The sequence below is a fragment of the Nocardioides sp. LMS-CY genome, assembly GCF_018732145.1.
GTDB classification, from domain to species: domain Bacteria; phylum Actinomycetota; class Actinomycetes; order Propionibacteriales; family Nocardioidaceae; genus Nocardioides; species Nocardioides soli.
In genome coordinates this window covers 4302889-4321029 of the sequence record NZ_CP076104.1, presented here as the reverse complement: position 1 = coordinate 4321029, position 18141 = coordinate 4302889, and the positions used below count along the sequence as shown (strand labels likewise).

Below are 18141 nucleotides of genomic sequence, written 5' to 3'. Positions count from 1 at the left end.
TCAGTTGACCATCCACGTGTCGCCGCCGCCGATGAGGGCGGCGAGACGGTCGGTCGGCTCGCCGGGTGCGGCCTGCCGGGCGGTGGCGATCTGGGCGCGCGCGCCGTCGTCGTACGTCGGGCGCTCGACCTGGCGGAAGATGCCGATGGGGGTGGGTGTGTGGGGGTCGGTGTCGAGCCGGGAGAGGGCGAACTGCCAGGTGGGGTCGGGCTCGGTGGGGTCGTGGGCCCAGGTGTGGCCGTGGGCGGTGACCTGGAGACCGGGTTCGAGGCGGAGCAGTTGCTCGGTGGCGTCGGCGCCTTTGAGGGTGTCGAAGGCGCCGTCGTTGAAGATGGGGCAGTTCTGGTAGATCTCCACCAGCGACGTGCCGCGGTGGGCGGCGGCCGCGGAGAGGACCGTGGTGAGGTGTTTGCGGTCGGAGTCGATGGTGCGGGCGACGAAGGTGGCTTCGGCGCCGAGGGCGAGGGAGACGGGGTTGAAGGGGTGGTCGAGGGAGCCCATGGGGGTGGACTTGGTGATCTTGCCGGTCTCGGACGTGGGGGAGTACTGGCCCTTGGTCAGGCCGTAGATCCGGTTGTTGAACAGCAGGATGGTCATGTTGACGTTGCGGCGCAGGGCGTGGATGAGGTGGTTGCCACCGATGGAGAGGGCGTCGCCGTCGCCGGTGACGACCCAGACGGAGAGGTCTTCGCGGGCGGTGGCGATGCCGGTGGCGATCGACGGCGCACGTCCGTGGATGGAGTGCATGCCGTAGGTGTCGAGGTAGTAGGGGAACCGGCTGGAGCAGCCGATGCCGGAGACGAAGACGATGTTCTCGCGGCGTAGGCCGAGGTCGGGCAGGAATCCTTGGACGGCCTTGAGGACGGCGTAGTCGCCGCAGCCGGGGCACCAGCGGACCTCTTGGTCGGAGGTGAAGTCCTTGCCGGTCTGGGGCTGGTCGGTGGTGGGGACCAGCTCGACACCCGAACGGAGTCCGGGGAACGGAAGCCCGGTGGCGGTCATGCCGATGCCTGCGCGGCCGCCACGAGCGGGTGGTCGGCGGGCATCATGCCGGCGCCCGCGGCTCCGCCCGGCGAGCCGAGGTCGGCGAACACCTCCGCGTTGATCGCGAGGTAGCCCGCCGACTCGCTGGGCAGGTCGTCCTCGTACGCGATCGCCTCGACGGGGCAGACGGGCTCGCAGGCGCCGCAGTCGACGCACTCGTCGGGGTGGATGTAGAGCATCCGCGGGCCTTCGTAGATGCAGTCGACGGGGCACTCGTCCACGCAGGCACGGTCCTTGAGATCGATGCACCCTTGGGAGATCACGTAGGTCATCAGTTGGCTCGCAGTTCTTCGCTGAGGTGGGTGAGGTGGGTGAGGATGTGGTGCTCCAGGTCCGCGGCCTTGAGGGGCATGCCGTTGATCTGGTTGTAGCCGATGGCGTCGATGAGGTATCTGCCGCGGAGTAGGAGGGAGAGTTGGCCGAGGTTCATCTCGGGGACGAGGACCTTGTCGTAGCGGTGGAGGATGTCGCCGAGGTCGTGGGGGAAGGGGTTGAGGTGGCGTAGGTGGACCTGCGCGACGTGGTGGCCGGCCTTGCGGACGCGGCGTACGCCGGCGCCGATGGGGCCGTAGGTGGAGCCCCAGCCGATCACGAGCACCTTGGCCTTGCCGTGTCCTGGGGGGCCGGAGGGGTCGTCGACCTCGAGTGGGGGGAGGGAGTCGGCGATCCGGTCGATCTTGGCCTGGCGGGTGCGGACCATGAGGTCGTGGTTGGCGGGGTCGTAGGAGATGTTGCCGGTGATGTCGGCCTTCTCGATGCCGCCGATGCGGTGCTCGAGGCCGGCGACGCCCGGGGGCGCCCAGGGACGCGCCAGCGTCTCGGCGTCGCGGGCGTACGGCTGGAACTTCCCGTCCTCGGTCAGGTCCTCGGCAGTCGCGAACGCCGGGTCGATCTTCGGCAGGTCGTCGATCTCGGGGATCCGCCAGGGTTCGGAGCCGTTGGCGAGGTAGCCGTCGGAGAGCAGCATGACGGGGGTGCGGTAGGTGATGGCGATCCGGGCGGCCTCGAGGGCGGCGTCGAAGCAGTCGCCCGGTGACTGCGGCGCGACGATCGGGACCGGGGCCTCGCCGTTGCGGCCGTACATGGCTTGGAGGAGGTCGGCCTGTTCGGTCTTGGTCGGCAGGCCCGTGGAGGGGCCGCCGCGTTGGACGTCGATGACGACTAGGGGGAGCTCGGTCATCACGGCCAGGCCGATGGCCTCGGACTTCAGCGCGATCCCGGGTCCGGAGGTGGTGGTCACGCCGAGGGAGCCGGCGAAGGAGGCGCCGATCGCGGAGCCGATGCCGGCGATCTCGTCCTCGGCCTGCAAAGTGGTGACGCCGAAGGCCTTGTGCTTGGACAGCTCGTGGAGGATGTCGGAGGCCGGGGTGATCGGGTAGGAGCCCAGGAACACCGGGAGCCCGGACTGGACGCCGCCGGCGACCAGGCCGTAGGCCAGGGCGAGGTTGCCGGTGATGTTGCGGTAGACCCCCGGGGCCATCGGGGCGGGCTTGATCTCGTAGGAGACCACGAACGCCTCGGTGGTCTCCCCGAAGTTCCAGCCGGCCTTGAACGCGGTGATGTTGGCGTCGCGGATCGCCTCGACCTTCGCGAACCGCTTCTCCAAGAACGCGATGGTGGGCTCGGTCGGGCGGCCATACATCCACGACAACAGGCCCAGGGCGAACATGTTCTTCGCCCGCGCGGCGTCCTTGCGGGACAGGCCGTACTCCTTGACCGCCTCGACCGTCATCCCGGTCAGGTCCACCGGCTGCACCGCGAACGCGCCCAGCGGGTCGTTCGCATCACCCAGCAGATCGAGTGGGTTCGACTCATAGCCGGCCTTGGTCAGGTTCCGGGCGGTGAAGTCGTGGGTGTCCACGATGATCGTCGCGCCCTGGGGCAGATCGCCCAGGTTCGCCCGCAACGCCGCCGGGTTCATCGCCACCAACACATCCGGGGCATCCCCCGCGGTCAGGATGTCGTGATCGGCGAAGTGCACCTGGAACGACGACACCCCCGGCAACGTGCCCTGCGGGGCCCGGATCTCGGCCGGGAAGTTCGGCAACGTCACCAGATCATTGCCGAACACCGCCGACTCCTGAGTGAACCGATCACCCGTCAGCTGCATCCCATCACCGGAATCACCAGCAAACCGGATGATCACCCGATCGAGCTGCTTGACCTGCTTGTCCTGCCTGATCATGCGCGTCCTCATCCGTTGCTCGTCTCCGCGGGCGGCCGGTCGCGTCCCCGCGGGACCGGCGACAGCTGCTCCTCGCCTGCCGGTCGGGTGCCCGGGCCGCCGCTGCGGCGCCCGGCGCCGTACTCGGCCTCCTAAGAGGTCAGACCTTGTCACTTGACGGGTCGTAGAATAGTATGACCTCTGACCTCTCACAAGGAGCAAGATGACAGCGCGTGATTCGGTGTGGATGCATGAGTTGACCTGGCCCGAGGTCGAGGAGTACCTCGGCGGCGACCGGGTGGCGATCGTGCCCATCGGTGCTACCGAGCAGCACGGACCGGCCGGAGTCCTGGGTGTCGACGCCCTGGTGGCGATCACGCTCGCCGAGGACGCCGCGCAGCGCTCCGGTGTGCTGGTCGCGCCGCCGATCTGGTTCGGGGACTCCGCGCACCACAGCGCGTTCCCGGGCACCATCACGCTCCGGACGGAGACGTTGACCGCCCTGGTGGCCGACGTCTGCCGGAGCCTGGCGCGCCATGGCTTCGACCGGATCATCCTGATCAACGGGCACAAGGGGTCCAACCTCCCCGGGCTGGTCACGGCGGTCCGCGGACTGCACGAGCGCGAGCTGGGCGGCGTGATGTTCGCGGTCGCGGACCCGCTGCACCTGGCGCGCTCCGCTGCCGGTGAGATCAAGGAGACCAACGAGCACCACTGCGGGGAGCTGGAGCTCTCCCACGTCCACTACCGGTTCCCGGGCATGGTCCGGATGGACAAGCTGACCGACGCCGAGGTCGACTTCGAGGACGTCTTCGGCGGCTTCGTCGGCAACGACCTCTTCGGTCCCGCGCCCGACGGCGTGGAGATCATGTGGTCCGGCGCGGAGCAGCGGGCGTTCACGCCGAGCGGTCAGTTCAGCTCCTCCCTGGGTGTCACCGAGGAGAAGGGTCGGCGCTACCACGACCACATCGTCGGCCGGCTGTGCGAGCTGATCGACTGGATGCGCGGCTACGACGGGCCCATCGGCCGCAAGGACCGCGGATGAGCGCGTCGACGGTCGAGCCCGGCCTGGTCACCACCGACGTCCTGGTCATCGGCGGTGGCGCCGCCGGGATCTACGCCGCCCTCGAGGCCCGTGCCGCGGGAGCGGAGGTGTGCCTGCTGGACAAGAGCATGGTCGGAGTCGGCGGCGCCACGATCATGGCCCAGATGACCGTCGCCGCGGCCCTCGGACACCGTGAGGACGACAGCGCCGAGCTCCACTTCGCCGACACCATCGCGAGCGGCAAGGAGCTGGTCAGCGAGCCGCTGGCCGAGCTGATGTGCGAGGACGCGCCGCGCCGCATCCTCGAGACCCGCGACATGGGTGTGCGTTGGGCGTCCGACGGCGACCGGCTGCGTCAGGTGATCGCTCCGGGGCACAGCCGTCAGCGGTGCTGCTACGTCGACGTCCTGGCGACCGGTACCGGCGTCATCAAGGGGATGAAGCTCGAGCTGCGTCGGCGCGACGTCGAGCGCACCCAGAACCTCTACGTCACCGAGCTGATCCGTGACGAGTGCGGCCGCGTCTGCGGTGCGGCCGCACTCGACATCACGGACGGCCGCCCGGTCGCGATCTGGGCGGGGAGCGTGGTGCTCGCCTGTGGCGGCCTCACCGAGATGTACAGCCGCAACTCGGCATCGGTGAACATGACCGGTGACGCCTACGCCCTCGCGCTCGGCGTGGGCGCCGAGATCCTCGACCCCGAGATGGTGCAGTTCTTCCCGATCGGCAACCTCGCGCCCCGCACCATCGGGCTCGACCCGATCATGTGGGACCCGTTCCGCTACAAGCTCGGCGGCCGGCTCACCAACGGTCTGGACGAGGACTTCCTGGAGCGGTACGCCGGCGTGGCCGACGAGGGCAAGTACACCGCCACCCGCGACGTGGTGAGCTACGCGATCCTCAAGGAGGTCGAGGCCGGCCGCGGCTCACCGCACGGCGGCGCCTGGCTGGACTTCCGGGGCATCCCCGCCGAGGACATCCACGCGGCGTTCCCGCCCGTGGTGGACAAACTGCTGGAGCAGGGCATCGACCTGACCCAGCGTCGCGTCGAGGTCGGTCCGACCGCGCACTACACGATCGGCGGACTGCGCGTCGACCCGCAGATGCGGACCAACATCCCCGGTCTGCTCGCTGCGGGGGAGGCCGTCGGTGGCGTCCACGGAGCCAACCGGCTCTCGGGGAACGCCATCAGCGAGGCCTTCGTCTTCGGCGCTCGGGCCGGCGTCAGCGCCGCCGCGGACGCGGTGGAGCTGGGCCGGCCCGACCCGAACGGCTCGGCCGCCGCGGCGATGAAGGACGCGCTCGGCCGCATCGACGAGGGCCGCGATCGCAACCGGGAGAGCGGCATCTTCCTCCCCGCGCTGCGCCGCCGGCTCCAGGAGGTCATGTGGCACCGGGTCGGGCCGCTGCGCGACGAGGCCGGCCTGATGGCCGCGGAGGCCGAGCTCGCCGAGCTCGCCGACGCCGTCGAGCTGGCCCATGTCGCTCCCGACCGGACGCACAACCAGGAGTGGGTCGAGCTGTTCGAGATGCGCACGATGCTGCGCAACGCCGCGGTGATCCGGCTCGGGGCGCTGGAGCGCCGCGAGAGCAGGGGTGCGCACCAGCGCGAGGACTTCGTCGCCACCGACGCGGCGTACGTCCGCAACAGCGTGATCACCGATGACGGCAGCGGTCTCGTGCACCGCTGGGAGGACATCCCGCGCCGCTCGCCGGCCACACAGGAGGAGGTGCTCGGCGCATGAAGCTGAGCGTTCAGCGCAAGAGTCAGGACGGCGGCGTCGACCGGGTCGACTCGTTCGAGGTCCCGGAGTCGGAGGGCATGACGGTCCTCGACGCGCTCCTGTGGGTGCGGGAGTTCGAGGACCCCACGGTCGGCGTCAGATTCTCCTGTCGACGGGCCAACGCCTGCAAGGAGTGCCTCGCCGTCGTGAACGGCCAGCGCACCTACACTTGCATCGTTCCGGCGACCGGTGAGGTGCTGGTCGAGCCGCTCTCGCACAAGCCCCTGGTCCGCGACCTGGTCACCCGTTTGTGACGGACAGGAGTAAGAACATGCGATTGGTCGTTGCCATCACCGGAGCTTCGGGGGCCATCTACGGCGTCCGGATCCTGCAGATGCTCTCCGCGCTGGGCGTCGAGAGCCATCTGGTCACCAGCAGGCACGCGATGCTCACCTTGACCACCGAGACCGACTGGACCCCCGAGGGACTGCGGTCCCTGGCCACCCACGTGCACCCGGTCGGGGACGTCGGGTCGGTGATCGCCAGCGGCTCCTTCCAGCACGACGGCATGATCATCGCGCCGTGCTCGGTCAAGACCCTGTCGGGCGTGGCCAACTGCTACGCCGACAACCTGGTCACCCGGGCCGCCGACGTCACCCTCAAGGAGGGTCGCCGGCTGGTGCTGGTCTTCCGCGAGACCCCGCTGCACCTGGGACACCTGCGCCTGCTCACCCAGGCCGCGGAGATGGGCGCCACCGTCTTCCCGCCGGTGCCGGCGTTCTACCACGAGCCCAAGGTCATCGACGATCTGGTCGACCAGACGGCCGGGCGCGTGCTCGACCAGTTCGGCCTGGACGCCGCGGTCGCCCGCTGGGAGGGCATGCGACCGCTCCGGGAGCGGCAGGACCAGCAGCCGGACCACCAGGCGGCTCTCGGCGAGCCGGTCAACGGCTGAGCCGGGATCGGAAGGAGACGGACATGACGCAACCACGTACCCAGTCGCGCCGCCGGCAGGCGCTGAACGACCAGCAGCCGATCATGGTCGACGCCTACCACCAGGTGAAGGCCCGGCTCAATGACCTGGTCGAGCGCCTGGCCGCCGAGGGGGAGTACCGCCTCCCGGCCGAGGACCAGCTCAGCTCGACCCTCGGGGTGAGCCGGCCGACGGTCCGCTCCGCCCTGCTGTCCCTGCAGAAGGAGGGCAAGGTCTCGCGGTTCCACGGCCGCGGCACCTTCATCAACAAGTACGCCCTGACGATGGGCGCCAACCTCGCCGAGGACCTGCCCTTCGTCGACCTCATCGCCAACCTCGGCTACACCGCCACGCTCCGGACGCTGGCCATCGGCGAGGTGACGCCCGAGGCGGAGATCGCCGCGAAGCTGAACCTCGAGGAGGGCGGGACGACCTGCACGGTGGACCGGATCTTCGAGGCCGACGGCCGGCCCGCCGTGCTCAGCCGTGACTACGTGCCGGTCTCCAGGCTGCTGCGCCCCGTGGAGCAGGTCACCGCCGAGGACTCGACCTTCGCGTTCGTCGAGCGCAACGTGCCCGGCCGGATCCAGTACTCCATCGCCGACCTCGTCCCGGCCGCCGCCGACGAGCGCACCAGCGAGCACCTCGGCGTACCCGCCGGACGGCCGATGCTGCTGATCCGGCACCTGCACCTCGACGAGAAGCAGGAGCCGGTCGCCGTCACCGACGCCCTCGTCGACGACGAGATCCTCCGGTTCTCGATCGTCCGCACCTACCTGGACTGACCCCCACCCCTCGACCGACCGACCCAGCTCCGATGTCTGGGCCGGCCGAAAGGAGACCCCGTGCCGAAGGACCTGCGCAGCTTCATGGCTGAGGTCGTCGAACAGCAACCGGGAGGGCTGCGCCGGGTCGACGTGCCCGTCGACCGCCGGTTCGGCATCAACGCCTACGGCGCCCGCGCCGAGCGGGAGCGTGAGTACCCCGCGCTGCTGTTCACCAACGTCGTCGACTCCGAGGTCAGCTGTGTCGCCAACCTGCTGGCGACACCGGAGCGGATGGCGCTGGCTCTCGGCCGGACGGTGAAGGAGCTGACGCAGTCCTCGGACCGCATCGAGAGCCCGGAGGCGCATCCGCCGGTGGAGGTCGCGGCCGCCGACGCCCCGGTCAAGCAGATCGTCTGGCGCGGCGACGACGTCGACCTCGGCAAGCTGCCGATCCCGGTGCACAACGCGCTGGACGGCGGGCCGTTCCTGACCGCCGCGGTCGCGGTGATGCGCGACCCGGAGTCGGGCAAGATCAACGCGGGCATCTACCGCCACCACGTCTACGACGACCGGCACATGGGCGTGTGGTTCTTCGGGTCCCACCACGGCGGGACCATCCACCGTCGCTACGAGGCCAAGGGCGAGCCGACCCCGGTCGCCATCGTCATCGGCCACCACCCGGCGTTCCTCATGGGCGCGGTCTCCCGGGTGCCGGGCATCGGCGGCGAGTACGACGCCGCGGGCAGCTTCCTGGGCGAGTCCCTCGAGGTGGTGCGGGCGGAGACCAGCGACCTGATGGTGCCGGCCCGCGCCGAGATCGTGCTCGAGGGCGTCATCATGCCGGCCGAGGAGCGCGAGGAGGGCCCGTTCGCCGAGTGGCCCGGCCACTACGTCGGCGGCGGCCCCAAGCCGGTGATCCGGATCGACGCGATCACCATGCGCCGCGACGCGATCTTCCAGGACATCCAGGCCTCCGGCCGCGAGCACCGGCTGATGGGTGCGCTGCCCCGCATCTCGAGCATCCACCGCAACGTCAGCCAGGTGATCCCCGGCCTCAAGGCCGTCAACGTCCCGGTCTACGCCCGGATGCACTGCTACCTGTCGATCGACAAGGAGCAGGACAACGACCCGATCCGCGCGGCCACGACGGCGCTGAACACCGAGCCCGAGAACCTCCGGATGGTCGTGGTCGTCGACGACGACATCGATATCTACAACGAGGAGGAGATGGCCTGGGCCATCGGCACTCGGATGGACGCCGCGCAGGACCTGCTGGTGATCCCCGCCTGGAACGGCCCGGGCGGCCTGCTGCCCACCAACTGGGGCTACGACAAGGAGGGCGGTCGTACGGCGCGTCGCTCCTCGGCGGTGATCATGGACGCCACCAAGCCGGCGCCGCCGGTGCAGTTCCCGGTGCGCGCCCAGGTGCCGCCCGAGGTCGTGGACGCGGTCGACCTCGACTCCGCGGTGTCGGTGACCGACTCGGCGGGTCTGCCGTGGCTCGGCTGAGTTCTGGCCTGGGTCTCACCCTGGCCTGCGGGCGCTACGACCGCGTCGGCCCGCTGGTCGACGGCCGCGTGGGGGTCGAGGGCATCGACCTCAACATGGTGCCGCTGGAGCCGGAGGAGTGCTTCTGGCGGATGCTGCGCTTCGAGGAGTTCGACGCCGCGGAGATGTCGCTCTCCAGCTACTGCATGCTCCGCGCTCGCGGCGACGAGCGGTTCGTCGGGATCCCGGCGTTCCTCTCCCGCAGCTTCCGGCACTCCAGCATCTACGTGCGGGAGGGGTCCGGCATCGAGGGGCCGACGGACCTGGAGGGTCGCCGGGTCGGCGTCCCGGAATACCAGATGACCGCCTCGGTGTGGACCCGCGGCATGCTCGCCGACGACCACGGCGTCGACCTGGACTCGATCACCTGGCGCACCGGCGGCATGGAGCAGCCGGGCCGGGTCGAGCGGCAGAAGCTGGTCGTTCCCGACCGGGTCCGCATCGAGCCGATCGGGCCCGAGTCCACGCTCTCCGGTGCCCTGCTGGACGGCGAGATCGACGCGCTGATGGCGCCGCGGATCCCGTCGGCCTTCAGTCGGGGCGAGGGCCGGGTCCGCCGGCTCTTCCCCGACTACGCCGAGCGCGAGACGGACTACTACCGGCGCACCGGGAACTTCCCGATCATGCACCTCGTGGTGGTCCGCGCCGACGTCGCACGTACACACCCGTGGGTGGCGCAGAGCCTCTACAAGGCGCTGCGTCAGGCCAAGGCGGTCGCCATCGAGGGCATCCACGAGGCACCGGCCCTGCGCTACACCATGCCCTTCCTGCTCGAGGCATGGGAGCGCCAGATCGAGGTCTTCGGTGCGGACCCGTGGCCGTACGGCGTCGACGCCAACCGGGCCCAGCTGGAGACCTTCTCCCGCTACCTGACCGAGCAGGGCATCGTCGAGCAGAGCGCGCCGGTCGAAGACCTCTTCGCCGCGAGCACCCTGATCGACTCGCGGATCTAGAGACCCGCGGACCTACAGACAAGGAGTGCGGTGAGCCACCACCAGGAGCCGTCCGGAGCCCCCGAGGTCGGCATCGAGCTCGACCTCAACGGCAGCCCGCGGACGATGATCGTCGACCCCGTCCAGTCGCTGGCCTCGGCCGTGCGCGCCGAGGGCCTGACCGGCACCAAGCTCGGATGCGAGACCGGCGACTGCGGCGCCTGCGCGGTCCTGGTCGACGGCGTGCCGATGGCGTCCTGCCTGCTGCCCGCCGTGCGGGCCGGCGGTCGGCGGGTCACCACCGTCGAGGGGCTGGGCACGGCCACCGAGCTGAGCCCGCTGCAGGCGGCGTTCATGCGGCACAACGCCAGCCAGTGCGGCTACTGCATCCCGGGCATCCTGGTGGCGGCCAGCCCGCTGGTCGACCGCGACGAGCTCACCCGCGACGACGTCGTCAGCGAGCTCACCGGGAACCTGTGCCGGTGCACCGGCTACGAGTCGATCGTCGACGCGGTCCTGGACGCGCACCAGCAGGTGCGGTCGGGCCGGACGGGAGGCGCGGCATGACCACGACCCAGGACACGATCCACGAGACGGCGGCTCGGGGCTGGGTCGGCCGGGGCATCCCGCAGGTCGACATCGAGGCCAAGCTGCGCGGCCAGACGGAGTACATCGGCGACCTGCGCCTGCCGAACATGGCGCACGCCGCGATCGTGCGCAGCACCGTGGCGCACGGGCGGATCCGCGGCATCGACACCAGCCGCGCCGAGCGGGTGCCCGGGGTGCTGGCGGTCGCCACCGCGGCCGACGCCCCCGAGGTGAAGTTCGGCCCCTACACCCCGGACTGGGAGATCCTGGCGCGGCACAAGGTGCGCTTCATCGGCGACGAGGTCGCCGCGGTCGCCGCCATCGACGAGCCGACGGCGCGGTACGCCGCGAGCCTGGTCGAGGTGGACGTCGAGGAGCTGCCGGCGGTCTTCGACCCGTTCGCGGCGCTGGCCGAGGGCGGCCCGGTGATCTGGGACGAGTACGCCGACAACGTCTCCACGCTGTTCACCATCGAGCGCGGTGACACCCGGGCGGCCTTCGACGCCGCAGACCTGGTGGTCGACGACGTCTACGCGACCAGCCGGATGTACCACGCCTACCTGGAGCCGATCGGGGTCATCGCCCACTACGTCGACGGCGTCCACGTCCTGCACGTGCCCTCGCACATCCCCTACCGGGCCCGGCAGACGTACTCCGCCGCACTGGGGCTGCCCCTGGACAAGGTCCGCCTGGTCGTGCCGCCGATCGGCGGCAGCTTCGGCGCCAAGTACGAGATGAACACCCCGCTGATCGCGGCGCTGCTGTCCCGCAAGGCCGGGGTGCCCGTGCGGATCCTCTTCGGTCGCGACGAGGACGCCGCCTACCACCGGCCGCGGCCGCCGTTCGTCTTCCGCAACCGGATCGCGGTGCGCGCCGACGGCACCTTCCTGGGCCGCGAGACCGACGTGGTCGGCATCGCCGGCGCCCGCACCTACTGGTCGCCGGCGACGGTGGCCACCGCGGTCCACCGCCCGGACTCGCTCTACAACTTCAATGCGATGACCGGCCGCGGCCGGCTCGTCTACACGAACGAGTCGCCGACCACCGCCATGCGCGGCTTCGGCAACGCCGAGGCGCTCTTCGGCATCGAGCAGATGATCGACGAGATCGCGGAGCGGCTGGACATCGACCCGGTCGAGATGCGGCGCCGCAACATCGTCCAGGAGGGTGAGACCTCCCTGCACGGCTGGTACATCAGCTCCTCCCAGCTGCCCGCCTGCATCGAGCGGGTCAGCGAGATGTCGGGCTTCGCCGACCGTCGGCGGGCCCGACCGCCCGCGACGGCGGGGGAGCGCGTCGGCAAGCTGCGCGGCACCGGCATCGCGCTCGGCCACCATGTGTCCGGCTACCGGCCGATCCTGCCCGACTACGACGGCTCCTCGGCGATCCTGAGGCTCGGCCCCGACGGCTCGATCCAGCTCTACGTGGGTGAGCCGGACGTCGGCCAGGGCCACGTGACCGTCATGGCCCAGCTGGCCGCCGACGAGCTCGGCGTCGCCCCATCCGAGGTGAAGGTGCAGGGGATCGACTCCGCCTTCAGCCCCGCCGCGGTCGGCACGCTCGCCTCGCGGGCGGCGACCATGGCCGGCATGGCCACGGTGGCGGCGGGTGCCGACGCACGCCGCAAGCTGATCGCGTTCGCCGCCGAGCAGTGGGGCGTCCCCGAGGCCGCCGTGTCGTGGCAGGCCGGCACCCTCACCGACACGACCGGCGCCAACGAGCCGTTCACGCTGCGCCAGGCGCTGCACCGGTACGGCGTGGTCAACTGCGGGCTGCCGCTGCTGGCCACGGGCGTCCACCATCCCAAGACGGTGATGCCCGACGCGACCAAGTACGGCAACGCCTCCGCGGCGTACCCCTTCGCCGCACACGTCGCCGAGGTCGAGGTCGACTGCGACACCGGCCAGATCTCGGTGGTCGGCTACTGGGCCGCCCACGACTCCGGCACCGTCCTGAACCCGCAGACCGCCCGCGGCCAGGTCCTCGGCGGCATCGCCCAGGGTCTCGGCTGGGCGCTGATGGAGGACGTCATCATGAGCGAGGGCGTCGTGCGCAACCCCAACTTCCTCGACTACCGGATCCCCGGTGCGGGCGACATGCCGGCCGGCGTCGAGGTCGAGTTCGTCGACGCCTACGAGCCCAACGGCCCGCGTGGCGCCAAGAGCCTCGGTGAGGTCGCGCTCAACCCGGTCGTCGCAGCGATCGCCAACGCGATCTACAACGCCACCGGCCTGCGCTGCAAGGACCTGCCGATCTCGCCGGAGCGGATGTGGCGCTACCTGCACCTCGGCGAGCCCGTGGAGTCCTCGTCGGCAGGAGCGATCCGATGACCACCCAGACCCGTGAGTACTTCGCACCCGGCTCGGTCGACGACGCGCTGCGGGTGCTCAGCGAGCGCCCGCGCGCGCACCTGCTGGCCGGCGGCACCGATCTCCTCAACGACCTGCGTCACGGCGTGATCGAGCCGGGCGACGTGGTCGACCTGGCCGGCGTCGCCGAGCTGGGCGGGCTCGACGAGGCGCCGGACGGCGTCCGGATCGGGGCCACGGTGACCATGCGGGAGCTGCTCGCGGCGCCGCTGGGCGATCGGCTGCGCGCCCTGCGCGAGGCGGCCGACCTGCTCGGCGGCCGGCAGATCCAGGCCGCCGCCACGGTGGGTGGCAACCTCTGCCAGGGATCACCGGCAGCCGAGGTGGCGACCGCGCTGCTCGCCCACGGTGCTCTGGTCGACGTCGCCGGGCCCCGGGGCCGGCGCACCATGCCGGTCGCGGAGCTCTTCGCCGGCCCGCGGCGCACCACGCTGGCGCCCGAGGAGATCCTGGTCGCCATCCGCGTCGGAGTCGCCGACGCCGGATGGAGCTCGGCGTACCGGCGGATCGACCTGCGCCGGTCCGTGGACATCGCGATCGTCAGCGCCAGCGCGGCGCTGGACATCGACGCCGGCGTCGTCCGGTCCGCCCGGGTGGCGGTCGGCGCGGCCCGTCCGGTGCCGTTCCTGGTGCCCGAGGCCGCGGCCGCGCTCGAGGGTGTGGCGGTCGGCGACGAGGCGGCCCTGGCCGCCGCGGCGGGCCGGGCGGCCGAGGCGGCCCGATCGGCGAGCTCGCCGATCACCGACGTGCGCGCGGGCGCGGAGTACCGGCGCGCCATGGTGGGCGTCGTGGTCGAGCGGGCGGTCAGGGCCGCCGTGGAGGAGGGACGATGAGCACCGAGTCGACGAGCGTGGACGTCGCGCAGCTGCGGCTGCGCACCGAGGCCTTCATCGACGGCCGCTGGCAGGCCGCCGTGGATGGAGCCACCGCCGAGGTGATCAACCCGGCCACCGAGCGGGTCATCGCCACCGTCGCGGTCGGCGGTGCCGCCGACGTCGACGCGGCCGTGGCCGCGGCCCGGCGGGAGATCGACGGCGGCGCCTGGTCGCGCACCTCCGGGACCGACCGGGGCCGGATCCTCGCCCGGGTGGCCGAGCTCCTGGAGCGCGACGCCGACCGGCTCGCTCGGATCGAGACCCTCGACGTGGGCAAGCCGCTGGCCGACTCGGCCATGGTCGACCTGCCCGGCGCGATCGAGACCTTCCGCTACTACGCGGGCCTCGCCGACGGCTGCCTGGAGGGACGCGTCGTCCCGACGCCGCTGCTGCGCGGCCGGCCGACGCACTCCTACACGGTGCGCCAGCCGATCGGTGTGGTCGGGGCGATCGTGCCCTGGAACGCCCCGCTGATGATCACCGCGTGGAAGCTCGCCCCGGCGCTGGCGGCCGGCTGCACGGTCGTGCTCAAGCCGGCGCTCGAAGCGCCGCTGAGCGTGCTCGCGCTCGCCGAGCTGCTGGCCGAGGCCGGCCTCCCCGACGGGGTCGTCAGCGTCCTCGCCGGCGACGCCGAGGCGGGCGCGGCGATCACCGCGCACCCCGGCATCGACAAGGTGACCTTCACCGGCAGCCCGGAGGTGGGCCGGCTGGTCCAGCAGGCGGCCGCCGGGACATTCAAGCGGGTCACCCTCGAGCTGGGCGGCAAGTCGCCGCAGATCATCCTGCCGGACGCCGACCTAACCGCCGCGGTGCGCGGCACCGCTCGTGGCCTCTTCGCCAACCAGGGCCAGGTCTGCGCGGCCGGCACCCGGGTGCTGGTGCATCGCTCGATCGCCGGGGACGTCGTCGAGGCGCTGGCCGAGGCCGCCCGCGCGGTGCAGGTGGGGGACCCGTTCGCCCCGGACACCACGATGGGCTCGCTGATCACCGGAGCCCACCGCGACCGGGTCCTGGGCTACGTACGCCGTGGGCTCGACGACGGCGCCCGCCTGGTCACCGGGGGTGAGCCGGTCGGCTCGACCGGCTACTTCATGGAGCCGACCGTGTTCGCCTCGGCGACGCCGCAGATGGCGATCGCCCGCGAGGAGATCTTCGGCCCGGTGGGCACGGTCCTGGAGTTCGACGACCTCGACTCCGCGGTCGCCATCGCCAACGACTCGACGTACGGCCTGGCCGCGTCGGTGTGGACCCGCGACCTGGCCGCGGCCCACGAGCTGACCGCACGGCTGCGGGCGGGCTCGGTCTGGGTGAACGCGTGGGGCGCGATCGATCCGCGGCTGCCCTGGGGCGGCATGCGGCAGAGCGGCATCGGGCGCGAGCTCGGTGCCGCCGCGATCGACGCCTTCACCGAGGAGAAGGCGGTCCGCATCGTCTACTGACGCCGGCGTTCCGAATGCCGTCGGCGCTCTTGTGCTCTGCACCACATTTGTCTATCGTCAGAGGTCATACGACAGACGGGATGCAACGGATCTCGTCAACACCGAAAGGGACACCCATGGCACGCATCCGGCTAGGCATGGTCGCCGTCGTTGTCAGCGCAATGGTTCTCGCCGCTTGCTCGGGAAACGCCCAGGACGACGATGACGGCACCAGCGGTCCGTCCGGCACGCTCAGAGTCGCCACCGACACCCCGCCCGACCCGTGGGACCCCGCGCTGGCGACGCCCGCGGACCCCAACCTCCTCTACTACCAGGGTCCCTACGAGTTCCTGGTCAACACCGACGACGACGGCCAGCTCGTGCCGGGCCTGGCCACCAGCTGGGAGTCCACGCCGGACAGCCTGACCCTGGAGCTGCGTGAGGGCGTGACGTTCTCCGACGGCACGACGTTCGACGCCGCCGCCGTCAAGGCGAACATCGAGCACCAGCAGAAGAACGGCATCCCGCCGAACCAGGCGAAGTTCCTCAACGTGGAGTCCATGGACGTCGTCAGCCCCACGGAGCTGAAGATCAACCTGTCTCGGCCGACCCCGCAGCTGATCTACAACCTGGCGCGGCAGCAGGGCATCATGGCGAGCCCCGAGGCGCTGAAGGACCCGAAGAAGCTGGCCACCGAGCCGGTGGGCACCGGGCCCTGGCTGCTGGACACCGCCGCCACGGTGGCGAACTCGAAGTACGTCTTCAAGCTGAACCCGAACTACTGGGACAAGTCGGTCCAGGGCGTGCAGAACATCGAGATCCACTTCATCCCCGACCAGCAGGCGCGGGCGAACGCGCTGCTGACCCACAAGGTCGACTACGCCGCACTGGACTTCCAGTTCGCCGACCAGGTCGAGGCTGCCGGCATGGAGGTCCAGGACGTCCCGTCGTTCCCGTACTACCTGCAGATCATGGACCGCAACGGCACCATCGTGCCGGAGTTCAAGGACAAGCGGGTCCGGCTGGCCATGGCGTACGCCATCGACCAGAAGTCCTTCTTCGACGTGACCATGTCCGGCTTCGGGGTCGAGACCAACCAGTGGACCATCCCCGGTCAGTACGGCTTCAACAGCGACTACACGGGCCTCGGCTTCGACCTGGACAAGGCGCAGTCGCTGATGGACGAGGCGGGCGTCAGCAGCCTGGAGTTCGACATCCCCTCGTACGGTCCGTTCGACGGGTACAACACGGCGATCGCCGGCTTCCTGGCGAAGATCGGGGTCACCATGAAGCTGGTGCCCTCCGAGACCGGCAACATCTCCGGTGAGGCCGCGAGCGGCAACTACGCCGCCGCGATCGTGCCGGCGCACGAGGTCCACCCGCAGGACTTCTACAACACCCGGATCTCGGTGTTCGGCCCGGCCAACCCGTTCAAGGTGCCCTCGCCCGACATCGACAAGGTGATGCAGCAGGTCACGGGTGCCGACCCGGCCGCGGACGAGGCGGCCTACCAGGAGATGGCCAAGCTGGCCTCCGAGGACGCGGTCGTGGTCCCGCTGGGAGTCGTCAGCTGCCTGCAGGCCTGGGACCCGCAGCGGATCACCGGGGTCACCAAGTGGGAGTGGACCTGTGGCAATGTGCGGTTCCAGGGCATGAAGGTGCGCTGAGGAACGTGATGTCGCGAACCGGGTCGGATCGGAACGGATTTCCCGCGCTGATGCGGGTGGGACGGCAGGAACGGTGACGAAGTTCATCGCGCTTCGGGTGGCGGCCATGGTGCCGCTGCTCGTGGTGATCTCGATCCTCGCCTTCCTCCTGGTGCAGCTCGCACCGGGCACCGTGGCCGACTCGATCCTGGGCAGCGGCGCCACGCCCCAGGCGGTGGCTGACCTCAACCACCGCCTGGGGCTGGACCGGCCGCTGATCACGCAGTACGGCATCTGGGTGGGCAACGCCCTCCAGGGCGACCTGGGTGTCTCGGCCAAGACCGCGGAGCCGGTCGCCGGCACCATCGGCTCCCGGATGGGCGCGACGCTGTCGCTCACCCTCGGCGCGCTGGTGCTGGCGGTCGTGGTCGGGATCGGGCTCGGCGTCCGGGCCAGCCTCCGGCCCGGCGGCATCTTCGACCGCACGATCACGATCCTGAGCTCGGCCGCCCTGGCGGTTCCGTCGTTCTGGGTCGGCATCCTGCTCAGCGTCTACGTCGGCGTGAAGTGGGGGGTGCTGCCGGCCGGCGGCTACACCGAGTTCGCCTACAGCCCCATCGACTGGCTGAAGGGGCTGATCCTTCCGTGGCTGGCGCTGGCGCTGCCCTCGGCCGCCGTCATCGCCCGCCAGATGCGGAGCGCGATGGTCGACGTCCTGCGCAGCGGCTACGTCCGTGCCGCGGTGGCCGGCGGCCTGACCCGCCGACAGGTCGTGTGGCGGCACGCGCTGAAGAACGCGCTCACCCCGGTGATCCCGGTGATCGGCTTCCAGTTGGTCGTCATCCTGGGCGCCTCCTTCGTCGTCGAGCAGGCCTTCAACATCCCCGGCGTCGGCTCGATGGCGGTGCAGGCGATCTTCGACCGCGACCTCTCCCTCGTGCAGGGCACGGTGATCGTGGTCGCCGTCTTCGTCCTGCTGTCCAACCTGATGACCGACATCGTGTTCGGCTGGGCGAACCCGAAGGTGCGCCTCTGAGATGGGTGACAC

At 70.8% G+C, this 18141-nt stretch carries 16 protein-coding genes; 13 read left to right on the top strand and 3 right to left on the bottom strand.

Annotated features, from left to right (window positions below):
* The 3 genes from KM427_RS20490 to KM427_RS20480 are packed head-to-tail and all read right to left on the bottom strand — an operon-like array spanning position 1 to position 3241.
* Positions 1 to 1002 (bottom strand): 2-oxoacid:ferredoxin oxidoreductase subunit beta, encoded by a 1002-nt coding sequence (locus KM427_RS20490; RefSeq protein ID WP_215525131.1) that lies wholly within the window; start codon positions 1000 to 1002, stop codon positions 1 to 3.
* Positions 999 to 1316, bottom strand: coding sequence for a ferredoxin (gene fdxA / locus KM427_RS20485; protein WP_183591642.1), 318 nt, complete (start codon positions 1314 to 1316; stop codon positions 999 to 1001). The genes KM427_RS20490 and fdxA overlap by 4 nt, the downstream gene beginning before the upstream one ends.
* On the bottom strand, positions 1316 to 3241 hold the full coding sequence (locus KM427_RS20480) for a 2-oxoacid:acceptor oxidoreductase subunit alpha (protein WP_215525130.1): 1926 nt from the start codon (positions 3239 to 3241) through the stop codon (positions 1316 to 1318). Before KM427_RS20480 ends, fdxA begins: the two co-directional genes overlap by 1 nt.
* 190 nt (positions 3242 to 3431) lie before the next feature.
* Between KM427_RS20480 and KM427_RS20475 the strand changes: the two genes are divergently transcribed.
* The 13 genes from KM427_RS20475 (at position 3432) to KM427_RS20415 (ending at position 18129) form a co-directional block, all read left to right on the top strand.
* The gene (locus KM427_RS20475) at positions 3432 to 4253 is read left to right on the top strand and encodes a creatininase family protein (protein ID WP_183591640.1); all 822 of its coding nucleotides are present in this window, start codon (positions 3432 to 3434) and stop codon (positions 4251 to 4253) included.
* The gene (locus KM427_RS20470; RefSeq protein ID WP_215525129.1) at positions 4250 to 5998 is read left to right on the top strand and encodes an FAD-binding protein; all 1749 of its coding nucleotides are present in this window, start codon (positions 4250 to 4252) and stop codon (positions 5996 to 5998) included. Before KM427_RS20475 ends, KM427_RS20470 begins: the two co-directional genes overlap by 4 nt.
* Positions 5995 to 6291: a 2Fe-2S iron-sulfur cluster-binding protein gene (locus KM427_RS20465; RefSeq protein WP_215525128.1), complete on the top strand. Its 297-nt coding sequence runs from the start codon at positions 5995 to 5997 to the stop codon at positions 6289 to 6291. Before KM427_RS20470 ends, KM427_RS20465 begins: the two co-directional genes overlap by 4 nt.
* Positions 6292 to 6308: 17 nt before the next feature.
* Complete coding sequence (locus tag KM427_RS20460; RefSeq protein WP_183591637.1) at positions 6309 to 6932, top strand: UbiX family flavin prenyltransferase; 624 nt, start codon at positions 6309 to 6311, stop codon at positions 6930 to 6932.
* Between the two features lie 23 nt (positions 6933 to 6955).
* A complete protein-coding gene (locus KM427_RS20455; protein WP_215525127.1) occupies positions 6956 to 7735 on the top strand; it encodes a GntR family transcriptional regulator in 780 nt (259 codons plus the stop codon).
* Positions 7736 to 7795: 60 nt separating this feature from the next.
* The gene (locus KM427_RS20450) at positions 7796 to 9226 is read left to right on the top strand and encodes a UbiD family decarboxylase (protein WP_215525126.1); all 1431 of its coding nucleotides are present in this window, start codon (positions 7796 to 7798) and stop codon (positions 9224 to 9226) included.
* Positions 9214 to 10218, top strand: a complete 1005-nt coding sequence (locus KM427_RS20445; RefSeq protein WP_215525125.1) for a substrate-binding domain-containing protein — start codon at positions 9214 to 9216, stop codon at positions 10216 to 10218. The genes KM427_RS20450 and KM427_RS20445 overlap by 13 nt, the downstream gene beginning before the upstream one ends.
* Positions 10219 to 10248: 30 nt before the next feature.
* Complete coding sequence (locus KM427_RS20440) at positions 10249 to 10764, top strand: (2Fe-2S)-binding protein (RefSeq protein ID WP_252274709.1); 516 nt, start codon at positions 10249 to 10251, stop codon at positions 10762 to 10764.
* Entirely contained in the window at positions 10761 to 13115 is a 2355-nt protein-coding gene (locus KM427_RS20435) for a xanthine dehydrogenase family protein molybdopterin-binding subunit (protein WP_215525124.1), read from the top strand. The genes KM427_RS20440 and KM427_RS20435 overlap by 4 nt, the downstream gene beginning before the upstream one ends.
* Positions 13112 to 13987, top strand: a complete 876-nt coding sequence (locus tag KM427_RS20430; protein WP_215525123.1) for an FAD binding domain-containing protein — start codon at positions 13112 to 13114, stop codon at positions 13985 to 13987. The genes KM427_RS20435 and KM427_RS20430 overlap by 4 nt, the downstream gene beginning before the upstream one ends.
* Positions 13984 to 15468 (top strand): aldehyde dehydrogenase family protein, encoded by a 1485-nt coding sequence (locus tag KM427_RS20425; RefSeq protein ID WP_215525122.1) that lies wholly within the window; start codon positions 13984 to 13986, stop codon positions 15466 to 15468. The genes KM427_RS20430 and KM427_RS20425 overlap by 4 nt, the downstream gene beginning before the upstream one ends.
* A 116-nt stretch (positions 15469 to 15584) precedes the next feature.
* Entirely contained in the window at positions 15585 to 17114 is a 1530-nt protein-coding gene (locus tag KM427_RS20420) for an ABC transporter substrate-binding protein (RefSeq protein ID WP_183591631.1), read from the top strand.
* Between the two features lie 73 nt (positions 17115 to 17187).
* Positions 17188 to 18129, top strand: a complete 942-nt coding sequence (locus KM427_RS20415; RefSeq protein ID WP_215525121.1) for an ABC transporter permease — start codon at positions 17188 to 17190, stop codon at positions 18127 to 18129.
* The last annotated feature ends 12 nt before the right edge of the window (positions 18130 to 18141 follow it).